This is a genomic window from Sorangium sp. So ce834 (assembly GCF_051521425.1).
GTDB classification, from domain to species: Bacteria; Myxococcota_A; Polyangia; order Polyangiales; family Polyangiaceae; genus Sorangium; species Sorangium cellulosum_D.
Map to the genome: position 1 here is coordinate 9879436 of NZ_CP150351.1, position 12616 is coordinate 9892051.

The following is a 12616-nucleotide window of genomic DNA, read 5'->3' on the forward strand; positions in this document are numbered from 1 at the left end:
TCCCACAGGCGGCCGCGGCGCAGGCGCCCGCCGGCGAGCTCGCCGCGCGACCGCGCCCCGCTCCGCCGCGTCGCGCGTCGCGCGTCGGCGCCCGCGCGCGTCGTCGACGCCGCGGACGCGGCGCGGCGCCGGCGGCGATGCGCGCGGCGGGCGTGATACGATGTTCGTATGACCGGCTCACTCGACGGAGGCGCGGGCCCGCACCTCGCCGGGCTGGAGGGCCCGCTGCGCGAGGCGCTGGAGAGGAGCCTCGCCGACCGGCTCGCGCGCCGCCCCGGGGCGGAGCTCAACCTGGACAACGCGTTCTGGGGCGCCCCCGAGCCCCGCGATCTCGGCGAGGCGCTCACCCGGTTCGGGCCGACGTGCGTCAACGTGGTGGCGCGCATCTTCGAGCGCATCCGCGATATCGACCCCACGCTCGGGCTGTGGGCGCAGATCAGGTATCTGCGCAACGTGTGGGTCGGCGGGAGCGCGGGATTCAAAGCGGTCTACGCCGAGCCGGCGGCGATGCGCGAGCGCCTCGACGGCCAGTTCGCCGGGACGGGCGGCCGCCGCATGGCGCGCGACACGATCCTCGGCGGGATCGAGCACCAGCGAGGCCCGCTGCTCGGCGCCCTCGCGGGGAGCATGGGCTCGCTGCTCCGGGGCGGCGAGCCGCTCGACGCGGACAGCTGGCGCGAGGTGCACCGGCCCGATCAGGAGGCGGTGCACATCTGCGTGGGCAAGCGCGAGCCGCGGCTGCCGGAGCTCGACGACATCCACCTCGACTGGAGGTCGCCGGTCGTTGGCGTCGACGAGGCGACCCGCCGCTGCCGGTACGGCCTCTTCATCGGCGTGGTCCACTGGGCGCAGGCGCGGTTCGGGCTCGGCAATCCGGTGTTCCCCTTCCAGAGCATCGACGATCGGGTCGCCGCCCTCGACGGCCGGGGCGACGCGCCGGCGCGCTGGGCCGATTTCGCGGCGCGCTGGCGCGAGGCGCGGTGGGCGCTCGCGGTGCGCGGCAAGGACGGCGCGGAGGAGGCGCTGCGGTGGCTCCGCGCGTGCGACGAGGCGGCCCCGGCGCCGGCAGGGAGCGGCTGAGGGGCCCATGCCCTACCCCGCTCCCGACGGCACCGAGCTGATCGAGCACCTCGGCGCGGGCGCCACGTTCGACGTGGCGCTGGTCCGGCTCGGAGGCCCGCCGCCCAGCCCAACGCTCGGCCCCACGCTCGGCCCCACGCTCGGCCCCACGCTCGGCCCCACGCTCGGCCCCACGCTCGGCCCCACGCTCGGCCCCACGCTCGGCCCCACGCTCGGCCCCACGCTCGGCCCCACGCTCGTTTGCAAGCGCCTCGCCCCCGCCGCCCTCCGCGCGCACGCCGGGCGCGCCGCCATGGTCCGCGAGGCGAAGGCGCTCTCGCTCGCCCGGCACCCGGCCCTGCCCGCGCTCGCGCGCGTCGGCGCCGATCGCCACGGCCCCTTCCTCCTCGAGAGCCGGCGCGAGGGCGCCTCGCTCCGCGACGTGCTCGACGGATGGCGCGGCCGCGGCCGCCCGCCGCCCGCGTCGCTCGTCGTCCACGTCGTCCGGGCCGCCATCGAGACCCTCGCCGAGCTCCACGAGCTCGAGGACGCCGCGGGCCCGCTCGGCTTCGTCCACGGCGATCTCGGCCCCGATCACGTGCTGCTCGGGCCGCTCGGCGACATCGGCCTCGTCGACCTCGGCGCCGCGCGGTTCCGCGGCATGGATCCCGATCTCGAGACCGCCGACCGGGGCACCGTCCCGTTCGTCGCCCCCGAGATCGCCCGCGGCGAATCGCCGCCGACCGCGCGCGGCGACGTCTACGCCATGGCGGCGACCCTCGTCGCCTTCGCCACCGGCGCGCCGCTCACGCGCGCGCGCGAGCCGGCCGCGATGCTGGTCGAGATCGGCGAGTCGGGCCTCCGCCTCGACGCGCTCGCCGCCGCGGGCGCGCTCTCGCCGGGGCAGCGCCGGGCGCTCGCCCGCACCCTCGACCGCGATCCGGAGCGGCGCGTCGAGAGCGCGCGGGCGCTGCTCGACGCCTTCGACGCGGCCGCCCCGCGCGGCTAGCGACGCGGCCGCCCCGCGCGGCCAGCTCAGGCCCAGGAGCGCGGCCGGCTCGCGCGCGCCCGGCCCTCGCGCGCGCCAAAACCGTGGACGCACGCGGTCCGTGGGATAAGTCTCGATCCGCATGAAGCCCCACCTAGGTCACGACAGGCTCGCCCTCGACACGCTCGCCATCCACGCCGGCCAGCCGCCGGATCCGACGAGCGGCGCGGTCATGACGCCGATCGTCCTCGCGAGCACGTTCGCGCAGGAGCGGCCGGGCCAGCACAAGGGGTTCGAGTACTCGCGCAGCGGCAACCCCACCCGCAAGGCGCTCGAGGAATGCCTCGCCGCGCTCGAGGGCGGTCGCCACGGCTTCGCCTTCGGCAGCGGCTCCGCGGCGACCGCCACGCTGCTCCACACGCTCCGGCCCGGCGATCACGTGCTCTCGGGCGACGACGTCTACGGCGGCACCTTCCGGCTCTTCGACAAGGTCATGCGGCCGATGGGCATCGCCTCGACCTCGGTCGACATGAGCGACCTCGACGTCGTCCGCAAGGCCCTCACCCCGGCCACGCGGATGATCTGGATCGAGACCCCGACGAACCCGATGCTCAAGATCTTCGACATCGCCGGGATCGCGGAGATCGCGCGCGCGCACGGGGCGCTGCTCGTCGTCGACAACACATTCGCCACGCCGGTGCTCCAGCGGCCGCTCGACCTCGGCGCCCACGTCGTGGCGCACTCGACCACGAAGTACCTGAACGGGCACTCGGACGCCGTCGGCGGCGCGCTCATCACCTCGGAGGACGCGCTCGCCGAGCGGGTCGCGTTCCTGCAGAACGCGCTCGGCGCCGTGCCGAGCCCGTTCGATTGCTACCTCGTGCTCCGCGGGATCAAGACGCTCGGCGTGCGCGTGCGCCAGCAGTGCGCGTCGGCCGCGCTCATCGCCGGCAGGCTCGCCGGACACCCCGCCGTCCAGGCCGTGAACTACCCCGGCCTGCCCACGCACGCCGGCCACGCGCTCGCCGCGCGGCAGATGCGCGCGCCCGGCGCGATGATCTCGTTCGTCGTGCGCGGCGGCCTCCCCGTCGCCTCGCGTTTCCTCGAGCGGCTCGCGATCTTCGCCTGCGCCGAGAGCCTCGGCGGCGTCGAGTCGCTCGCCGAGCACCCCGCCATCATGACCCACGCCTCCGTGCCCGCGGCGGCGCGGGAGGCGCTCGGCATCGCCGACGGCCTCCTCCGGCTCTCGGTCGGCCTGGAGGGCAGCGAGGACCTCTGGAACGACGTCGCGCAGGCGCTGGAGGACGCGCAGGCGCTGGCGCCCCGCGCATGATCGCGCGCGCCGGTCGCGGCCGCTCGCGCTCGCGCTCGCCGCGCGGTCGCGCGGTCGCGCGGGGCGCGTGGCGCCGTTTGATCGGGGGCCCTCGAATACGATAGAAGCGAGGTGCGGCCTCGGGGCCGCCATCCACCACCGGAGCTTGCCATGAGTCTCGCCCGCCTCGGCTTCGTGCCCGTGCTCGGCCTTCTACCCCTGCTCGGCTTCGGCTGCAGCGACCCGGCGCCGCCCACCCCGCGCGCCGCCTACTCCCTGAACTTCGTCAAACCGGGCGCCAGCTGCAACGTGGGGGGGCACTCGGAGGTCCTCGGCGAGGTGACCGCGGCCCGGCGGCTCCGGGTGGTCGCCGACGGCGACGAGGGCGCCTCGGTCGACTGCACCGTGACCGGCTCGGGCTCCTTCGACGTCTCGGCGACGCTCAAGAACAGCGCGACCGCCACGCAGGTCCGCGTCAAGATCGTGGACATCAGCCCCGGGGCGACGAAGGAGATGCCCGCCAGCGGCAGCGTCAGCTTCTCGTCGGCGAAGACGAGCGGCACCACCTTCACCTCCACGACCGACGAACAGTGCCAGTTCTGGTTCGACGCGGAGAGCGAGCAGGGGGTCGACGCGGGCAAGATCTGGGTCGTCTTCGAGTGCCCGTCCGTGACCGACGGCCAGCACACCTGCGAGATCCGGCGGGGCGCCCTCGCCCTCGACAGCTGCGGGAGCTGAGCCGACCGGCGCGCGCGGGGGGCTGAGCGCGCCCCCCCGCGCGTCGGCGCTTCGCGGGGCGCGCGGCCGGGACGCGCGGGCGCAGGCCGCGCCGCTCGCGCGTCAGCTCTTCTCGGAGCGCGAGGCCGACGCCGCCGGGACCGTCGACCGCTCGCCCATGTTGACCTGCTGCGAGTCGGCGGGCGGGCCGATCGTCGCGCTGTTCGGGAGCTCGGCCTCGTCCTGCTCGTCGATCCGGATCACGAGCGCCGTGATGTTGTCCTCGCCGCCGTTCTCGTTCGCCTTGGCGATGAGGCGGCGGCACATCTCCGGCACCTCCTCGGTCGAGCTCACGATCTGGAGGATCTGATCGTCCGAGAGCATCCCGCTCAGGCCGTCCGAGCAGAGCAGGTAGACGTCGCCGGGCTGCGGCTCGTCGCTGATCAGGTCCACCGCGACGCTGTCGTTCATCCCGAGCGCGCGGGTGATGACGTTGCGCGGGAGCTCGGCCCGCTGCTCCTCGGTGAGCTCGGGCATCGCCATGATGTAGTCGTTGAAGAGCGAGTGATCGCGCGTGAGCTGGTTGATCGAGCCCTTGCGGACGCGGTACGCGCGGCTGTCGCCGACGTGGCCGACGTAGATGCGGTTCTTCTTCTTCGAGAAGAGCGCCCCCACGACCGTCGTGCCCATCCCGGCGCAGTCGCGCGACCGGATGCTGCGCTCGAAGATCTGGCGGTTGGCGACCCGGATGCCCGCCTGGAGCCGGTTCTCTTCCTCCGACAGGCTGGTGTCGAAGTGGAATGGCCAGGTGGCGTCCTCCCGCGACGTGGACCGGAAGAAGTCCGCGATGGACTCGGTCGCCAGCCTGCTCGCTACGTCCCCCGCGCGGTGGCCCCCCATGCCGTCCGCGACGATGAACAGGTCATACTCCGACAGGACGGCGTAGCTGTCCTCGTTGTGGTCGCGTTGGAGACCAACGTCCGTCATTCCTGAAGCGATCGCTCGCATAACCTCGGGAATCCTTGAGACGGCTCCGGGCCTTTGGCTTCGAGCACCAACCGTTTCATGCTACCGAAAACCTGTCAAGCAGGGCCTCTCGCACCGTAGTGGACGTCATCAGACGTCCACTCGCCGACCTTCCTGATCCTACCGACTCGGACCGGGGGGACCGCAAGCCTCTTTTTCATTGAACGCTTCATTGTCGGCCCAGGCGTCGGTCCGGCGCCGGCGCGCGGGCTCAACCCCCGGCCCCGCGCCGGCAGGACTGCGAGGCGCCTCCGGGCCGTCCTCGACCAGGACGAGCCGCGCGCGGCCGTGGGCGGCGCCACCGCTCACGCCGGGCGGCGCCCGGCGGCCGCGGACCACGCGCCCCCCTCGCCCGGAGACCCGGGCCCATCACGCGAAGGCCAGGGACGCCGCGTCGCGCGGTCCGGCCTTCGCGCTCGGCCGCCGGCACCGCGGCGGCCCCGCTCACACGTCCAGGATGTCTTTTTCCTTTGTCGCGATCACCGTGTCGACCTGCCTCGTCCCCTCGGCCACCACGTCCTCGACCTTCTTCTTCGACCGGTCGGCCTCGTCGCCGCTGACCTCGCCGTCCTTCTCGAGGGTGTCGATCATCTCGTTGGCGTCTCGACGATGCTTCCGGATGGCAACTTTACAGTCCTCTCCGTTCTTCTTGGTGAGCTTCACCATCTCGCGGCGCCGCTCCTCGGTCAGCGGCGGGATCGGAAGCCGGATGAGATCCGCGTCCACCTGGGGGTTCAAGCCGAGATCGCTCTCCCGGATCGCCTTCTCGATCGCCTTCACCTGGTTCTTCTCCCAGGGCTTGACCGTGATGAGCCGGGGCTCCGGCACGGACACCGTGGCCATCTGCACGATCGGCGTCTGCACGCCGTAATAATCGACGCGGATGCCGTCGAGCATGGCCGCGTTGGCGCGCCCGGTGCGCACCTTCGCCAGGTCTCGCCGGAGAGCTTCGATGGCCTTGTCGATCCCTTCGCGCAGCTCCTTGATGACGTCCTCGAGCATGATCCGGCTTCCTCCGTGTGGGGCTCGCCCAGCCCGCCCTCTTCGCGGGCGGGCGCGGAGCTTACCGCGTATTTCTGGGCCGGCGGAGAAATCGATCCGCCCGGGCGCCGCCGGCGTCGCGGCCGGACGAACGATCGCCTCCGTCTGGGCGTGGGCGCGGCGGCGCGGGCGGCAGGGCGCCCCGTTTCGGGACGGCGGACGGCAGGGCGCCGCCGGCGGGCCGCGGAGCGCCGCCGGCGGACCGCGGCAGTCCGCGCGGCGGGGGCCGCGCCGGCGGCCGGGCGGCGCCACCTCCGCTGTCACGGTCGCGCCGAGCTGTAGTAACTCTGGGAGGCAGGGCGACCCGATGCGCGATCTGGACTGGAACAGCTTCGACGTCCTCGTCGTCGACGACGAGCAGGACAACCTCGATGCGTTCCGGTTCGCCTTCAGGAAGTCGTTCAAGCTCCATTACGCGCTGGGCGGCGCCGAGGCCCTCTCGCTCCTCGATCGGCTCGATCCTGCGGTGATCGTCGCGGACCAGCGGATGCCGGGGATGAGCGGTATCGAGTTCCTCAAGCAGGCGAAGGAGCGGCGGCCCGACGCCGCGGGCGTGCTGCTCACCGCCTACGCGGACATGACCGTGCTCATCGATGCGGTCAACTCGGGGGCGGTCGACCGCTACGTCCAGAAGCCCTGGAACTCGAAGGAGCTCGCCGTCGTCCTCCGGCAGGCGATCGCCGGCGTCGCGACCGTCCGGGAGAACCGGCGGCTGCGGGAGCAGCTCGCCCACTACGCCGGCTACCTCGAGCGCGAGCAGCGCGACCCGATCGATTTCGGGGAGATCGCCGGCGAGAGCGAGGCCATGCGCGAGGTCGCCGCCCGGATCGGCGAGGTGGCGAAGGCGGCGACGCACGTGCTGATCGAGGGCGAGGAGGGGGCGGAGAAGGAGGTCGTCGCCCGGGCGATCCACGTGGGCTCCCCGCGGGAGGAGCAGCCGTTCGTCAAGGTGACGTGCGCCGCGTTCCGGGGCGACGCGCTCGAGCGCGAGCTGTTCGGCTGGCGGCGGGGCGCCTTCGACGGCGCGTTCACCGAGCGAGCCGGCCGGCTCGAGCTCGCCCACCGGGGGACGATCTACCTCGACGAGCCGGCGCCGCTCACGCCCTCGCTCCAGGCGCGGCTGCTCCGCGTGCTCACCGACGGCGAGGTCGAGCGGCTCGGGTCGACCGAGACCACCCGCGTCGACGTGCGCGTCGTGCTGTCGCTCACGCCCGGAATCGAGGAGGCGTGGGCGCGCGCGGGCGTGCTGCCCGAGCTCGTCTCCCGGCTCTCGGTGTTCCCGCTGCGGCTGCCGCCGCTCCGGGAGCGGCGCGAGGACATCCGCGCCCTCGCCGAGCACTTCCTGCGCAAATACGCGCGCCGCAACGCGCGCGCGGCCACGTCGCTCTCGGACGAGGCGATCGCCAAGCTCACGGCCTACGCGTGGCCGGGGAACACGCGCGAGCTGGAGAACGTCGTCGAGCGCGCCGCCATCCTCTCCCGCGGCGACGTGATCCTGCCCGAGCACCTCGCGTTCACCGCGCGCCCCCAGCCGACCGAGCCGCCCGCCCGGCCGCCGAAGGCCGCGGACCCGGAGGCGGACGCGGCCGGAAAGGCGCTCGCCGCGCCGGCGTCGTCGCGGCCGAAGCTCGACCTGAGCTCGCAGCTCGACGACATCGAGCGGCGGGAGCTCCTCGCCGCCCTCGAGCGCTGCGGCGGGAACAAGGCAGAGGTCGCGCGCCAGTTCGGCATGCAGCGCACGACCCTCTATTACCGGCTGAAGCGGCTCGGCATCGACACGTGACGCATCTCGGGGGCTCGCGCGGATCGCGGCCGGCGGCGCCGGCGCGCGGCGCCCCCTCGCCTGTCGACGCGGGCGGCGACTTGCGGCAGATTGCGGCGGCATGCTGAGGGTCGGTGAGCTCGCGCCGGAGATCGACAAGCTGGCCACGGACGGCCAGCGCTTCGTGCTGTCCCGGCAGGGCGGGCTCTGCACGGTCGTGTTCTTCTTCCCGAAGGCGTTCACGCCCGGATGCACCGTGGAGACCCGGCAGTTCCGCGACAACCACGCCGAGCTCGCGCTCGCCGGCGCCAGCCTCGTCGGCATCAGCACCGATGATCACCGGACCCAGTGCCGGTTCGCCGCGTCGCACAAGGTCCCTTTCCCGATGATCGCCGACGACGACCGCGGCGTGTGCCGCGCCTACGGCGTCCTCTGGCCGCTCATCGGCGTCGCCCGGCGGGTCACCTACGTCATCGCGCCCGACCTGCGCGTCGCGGCGGTGTTCCATCACGAGCTCCAGGCCTCGAAGCACCGCGACGACGTGCTCGCGTTCGTCGACGAGCGCTTCCGGGCGGCGCGCCCCCCCGCGATCCCGGCCGCCCCGCGCGGCCAGCGCGCGCCGTCGGGCCGGCCGCCGTCCGACGCCGCCCCGCAGGCCTCGCCTGCCGTGGGCGCGCCCGCCTCCGCCTCGCCGGGCGCGCCGCCCGACAGCGATGCCCCGCCCTCCGGGACGCCCGCCCCGCCGGGCCACCTTTCCTGACGGCGCGCTCGTCCGCGCGCCGGACGTCCGCCGGAGACCCGAGTGCCCACCACGCGCCCCACGCCCGAGCCGCCCGCCCCCCGCGACGGAGCCGCGCTCCTCGAAGGAGCGCCGCCGCTGCCGCGCGACTTCTACGCGCGCCCCCCGCTCGTCGTCGCGCGGGCGTGCATCGGCAAGGTGCTCGTCCACAGGACGCCCGAGGGCATCGCCGCCGGACGCATCGTCGAGACCGAGGCCTACCGCGGTCCGGAAGATCTCGCCGCGCACAGCGCCGGAGGGCGGCGGACAGTGCGGACGGAGATCATGTTCGGCCCGGCGGGCTACGCGTACCTGTTCATGCTCTACGGCATGCACTGGGCGTTCAACATCGTCGTGGCCTCGGAGGGGGAGCCGCACGTGGTGCTCGTCCGCGCGATCGAGCCCGTGCTCGGGCTCCCGCTCATGAGCCGACGGCGGGGCGTCGCGCCCGGGCGGGTCGAGCTGACCAACGGCCCTGGGAAGCTCTGCAAGGCGCTGGGGCTCGATCGCTCCGCCTACGGGATGGATCTCTGCGGAGCCCAGCTCTCGCTGCTCCCCGGCGCGGCGGGGCGCATCGGTAGGTCACCTCGCATCAACGTGGACTACGCAGGTGCGTGGGCCAAGAAACCGTGGCGCTTCTACGAGCGCGGCAATCGCTATGTATCGGTTTCGCCTCGCCATTGAGCCGGCGTGAGGGCGCGAGCCGCTCGAAGCGCTCGCGCCCGGGCCCAGGATCGCGCGAGAATGGCCGCATGGGATTCTGGCCTTTCGGGAGCCGCGAGCCTGCCAACGTCGAGAGCGCCTCGCAGGTCGTCACGACGGCCACGCGCCGCGAGACCGTCAGGGGAAAGTTAACACTCTATTTCAAGGCCCCGCAGACGCAGAGCGCCGCGAGCAAGGCCGCGGAGCGGTGCGCGCAGATCGCCGGAGACCTGCTGCGCGAGACCGGCGAGCAGGAGCCGCTCCTCGGCAGGGAGGCCGAGCTCGCCGCGGCGATCGCCGCCCGCGCGCCGCGCGGCGTCCCGGCGCTGCGCGCGATCGAGCTCGCGTCGCTGCACGTCGTGACCGACCGCACCACGCAGTCGCGGCGCAACCGGCTGACCCCGGTGCCGCCGCTCGCCGCGGATCCGCTGCGGAGCGCCGGCACGCGCGCGCCGTCGAGCCGGCCGCCGCCGGGCGGCCTGCACGCCGGCGCGCCGCCGCCGCCGCCGAGCAGCCGCGGCGTCGGGCAGCTGCCGAGCCCGCCGCCGGTCCTCGGTCACGGCCCGCCGTCGAGCATCCCCCCGTCCAGCGTGCGCTCGCCGCCGAGCTCGGGCGCTTACCGCCTCCGCGGCGCGGGGGCCGGCAACGGGCGCGGGTCGAGCCCGGGGCTCGTCGGCTCGCCCCCCACGGTCATCGCCGCCGCGCTCGCGCCGCTCCTGCGCGACGCGTCGACGCGGCTGCTCCTCGGGTGCCTGCGCGCGCACGACCTGATCATCGTGCGCCGCGTCGCGATCGATCCGGGCGCGGCGGAGCAGATGGCGGCGCTCCTGCCGGCGTCGGAGGCGCCGCCGGGCGAGCTCGAGGCGAGCCGGGCCGCCGAGCTCTCCCGGTGGCACGCGGTGCTCGGCTCGCCCGTGATCAGCCAGCTGCGCACCGAGTCGTGCACGATCAGCGCGCAGAAGGCCCGGATGGCGCTGAGCACCGCGGCCATCCCGCCGGGCCTCGTGGGCGAGCTCGTCGACGCGCTCTGCCGCACCGCCTTCCCGGGCCTCGCGCTGTCGAGCGCCCACATCGATCGCTACGTGGAGCACGATCTGAGCGAGCTGGCGGCCGAGAGCGTGGCGCGCATCCTCCGGCACCCGAACTCGAAGCAGCTGCGGCTCGCGCTCGGCCCGCTGCTCGACGCGGTGCAGAGCGACATGGACGCCATCTCCAGCCTCGCGAAGGCCTCGCTGGGCAGCGCCCCGTGAGGCCGGCGCTCCCCCCCGGCGCGCGTTCCCTTCGCCGCCAGCTTTCGCTAGTTTCTTCGAGGGCTTTCGCTAAAAAGGCCGAGGTGCGACACCATGGTCCGTTCGATGCTCCCTCCCCCGCCCGGCGGCCGCGCCGCGGCGGCCTCCTGCTGCTCGTCGCGCTGCTCTGCGCGTGCGGGTCGGCCGAGCCTGCGGTCCCGCCGCCCGCGCAGCCCGGGGCGAAGGAGCCCGTCGTGAGCGCGGCCGACGCGCGGCCCGGCGCGGGCGACGCGGCGGCCGGCGCCGAGCAGGCGCTCGCGGCGCTGTCGGCGCGCGTGCTCGAGGAGTACCTGCGCGACGAGCCGGTCCGCGCCACCGAGGCCGGGGACCACCGGTACGACGGCGCGTGGCCCGACATCACCGAGCAGGGCGAGGCGGCGCGCCGGCGCACGATCGAGCGCGCGCTGTCGGAGCTCACCGCGCTGCCGCTCGATCGGCTCGGCCTCCAGAGCCGCGTCGACGCGGCGATGATCGACAACCAGCTGCGCTCCTGGCTGTTCGCGATCGACGAGCTCCGCGAGGCGACGTGGAACCCGATGATCGCCACCGGCCTCATCGGCGACGGGCTCGACCCGCTGATCACGCGGAGCTTCGCGCCGCTCGAGGAGCGCATGCGGAGCCTCGAGGGCCGCCTCTCGGGCATCCCCGCGCTCGTCCGGAGCGCGCAGCAGCGCCTCACGGGGGCGCCGCCGCGCATCCACACCGAGACGGCGATCGCGCAGAACCAGGGGCTCATCGCGCTCTGCAAGGCCGAGCTCCCGGCGCTGTTCGCGTCCGCCCCCGCCCAGAAGGCCGAGCTCGAGGCGGCGGCGAAGGCCGCCGCGGCGGCGCTCGAGGGCTTCCAGGCGTTCCTCGAGAAGGACCTGCTCCCGCGGAGCAACGGCGACTTCCGGCTGGGCCGCGCGCGCTTCGAGAAGAAGCTCCGCTTCGCGCTGGACGACGCGTCCGTCGACATCGACGGCGTGGTGGCGAGCGCCCGCGCGCTGCTCGCGGCGACGCACGCCGAGATGCTCGAGACCTCGCGGGAGCTCTGGCCGGAGCTCTTCGGGAAGCAGCCGTTCCCGAGGGTCGAGGCGCAGGACGAGAAGATGGCGGCGATCCGGAAGGTCCTCGACGCGATCGCGGCCGATCGCCCGACGAACGCCACCATCGTGAAGGCGTCGGAGAGGCTGCTCGCCGAGGCGACCGACTTCGTGCGCAAGCGCGACCTCGTGCGCGTCCCGGAGGAGCCCTGCCGGGTGATCGAGATGCCGGAGTACCGCCGCGGGGTCGCGATCGCCTACTGCGACGCGTCCGGGCCGCTCGAGGCGAAGCAGGAGACGGTCTTCGCGATCGCGCCGACGCCGAAGGACTGGCCGAAGGCGCGCGTCGACTCGTTCTACCGCGAGTACAACATGAGCATGCTCGCCGACCTCACCATCCACGAGGCGATGCCGGGCCACTTCCTGCAGCTCATGCACAACAACGCGTTCCCGTCGAAGTTCCGCGCGGTCTTCTCGAGCGGCCCGTTCGTCGAGGGGTGGGCGGTCTACACCGAGTGGCTGATGGCCCATCACGGCTTCGGCGGCCCGAAGGTGCGGATGCAGCGCCAGAAGATGGTGCTGCGCATGGCGGCGAACGCCATCATCGACCACGGGGTGCACGCGGGCGCGATGGACGAGAAGGAGGCGATCGCGCTCATGACGAGGGACGCTTTCCAGGAGGAGGGTGAGGCCGTCGGCAAGTGGCGGCGCGCCCGGCTCACCAGCGCGCAGCTCACGACGTACTTCCACGGCTTCACCGAGATGATGCGCCTGCGCGCCGAGCACCAGGGCAAGCCGGGCTTCACCGAGCGCGCCTACCACGACCGGCTGCTCAGCCACGGCTCGCCCTCGGTGCGACACCTCCGGGCCTTGCTCTCGGAGTAGCGGCGCCGCGGCGCAGAGCGGCGCGCGCCGCTCTG

Annotated in this window: 11 protein-coding genes; 9 read left to right on the plus strand and 2 right to left on the minus strand. The window is 74.1% G+C overall.

The features are described from left to right. The first annotated feature begins 168 nt into the window (after window positions 1-168). The 4 genes from WMF20_RS36290 to WMF20_RS36305 all read left to right on the plus strand — a co-directional run bounded on the left by WMF20_RS36290 (window position 169) and on the right by WMF20_RS36305 (window position 4097). Complete coding sequence (locus tag WMF20_RS36290) at window positions 169-1080, plus strand: hypothetical protein (protein WP_437606367.1); 912 nt, start codon at window positions 169-171, stop codon at window positions 1078-1080. A gap of 7 nt (window positions 1081-1087) precedes the next feature. Beyond that, entirely contained in the window at window positions 1088-2068 is a 981-nt protein-coding gene (locus tag WMF20_RS36295; protein WP_437606368.1) for a protein kinase domain-containing protein, read from the plus strand. A gap of 121 nt (window positions 2069-2189) precedes the next feature. Next, window positions 2190-3380, plus strand: coding sequence for a cystathionine gamma-synthase (locus WMF20_RS36300; protein ID WP_437606369.1), 1191 nt, complete (start codon window positions 2190-2192; stop codon window positions 3378-3380). Window positions 3381-3530: 150 nt separating this feature from the next. Next, a complete protein-coding gene (locus tag WMF20_RS36305) occupies window positions 3531-4097 on the plus strand; it encodes a hypothetical protein (RefSeq protein ID WP_437606370.1) in 567 nt (188 codons plus the stop codon). 102 nt (window positions 4098-4199) lie between these two features. On the opposite strand, the gene WMF20_RS36310 is transcribed toward WMF20_RS36305, so the two are convergent. Both WMF20_RS36310 and frr read right to left on the minus strand, forming a co-directional pair. Next, window positions 4200-5063: a Stp1/IreP family PP2C-type Ser/Thr phosphatase gene (locus WMF20_RS36310; RefSeq protein WP_437606371.1), complete on the minus strand. Its 864-nt coding sequence runs from the start codon at window positions 5061-5063 to the stop codon at window positions 4200-4202. A 483-nt stretch (window positions 5064-5546) separates the two neighbouring features. After that, window positions 5547-6104 (minus strand): ribosome recycling factor, encoded by a 558-nt coding sequence (frr, locus tag WMF20_RS36315; RefSeq protein ID WP_129578571.1) that lies wholly within the window; start codon window positions 6102-6104, stop codon window positions 5547-5549. 346 nt (window positions 6105-6450) lie between these two features. Here frr and WMF20_RS36320 point away from each other — a divergent pair, with 346 nt between their 5' ends. The 5 genes from WMF20_RS36320 to WMF20_RS36340 all read left to right on the plus strand — a co-directional run bounded on the left by WMF20_RS36320 (window position 6451) and on the right by WMF20_RS36340 (window position 12581). Continuing rightward, entirely contained in the window at window positions 6451-7926 is a 1476-nt protein-coding gene (locus WMF20_RS36320; RefSeq protein WP_437606372.1) for a sigma-54-dependent transcriptional regulator, read from the plus strand. A gap of 100 nt (window positions 7927-8026) precedes the next feature. After that, window positions 8027-8665 carry a redoxin domain-containing protein gene (locus WMF20_RS36325; RefSeq protein WP_437606373.1) on the plus strand — a complete coding sequence of 213 codons (639 nt, stop codon included), beginning with the start codon at window positions 8027-8029 and terminating at the stop codon, window positions 8663-8665. 42 nt (window positions 8666-8707) lie between these two features. After that, on the plus strand, window positions 8708-9367 hold the full coding sequence (locus WMF20_RS36330; RefSeq protein ID WP_437606374.1) for a DNA-3-methyladenine glycosylase: 660 nt from the start codon (window positions 8708-8710) through the stop codon (window positions 9365-9367). A gap of 68 nt (window positions 9368-9435) precedes the next feature. Further along, window positions 9436-10635 (plus strand): hypothetical protein, encoded by a 1200-nt coding sequence (locus WMF20_RS36335; protein ID WP_437606375.1) that lies wholly within the window; start codon window positions 9436-9438, stop codon window positions 10633-10635. Between the two features lie 83 nt (window positions 10636-10718). Continuing rightward, the gene (locus tag WMF20_RS36340) at window positions 10719-12581 is read left to right on the plus strand and encodes a DUF885 domain-containing protein (protein WP_437606377.1); all 1863 of its coding nucleotides are present in this window, start codon (window positions 10719-10721) and stop codon (window positions 12579-12581) included. The last annotated feature ends 35 nt before the right edge of the window (window positions 12582-12616 follow it).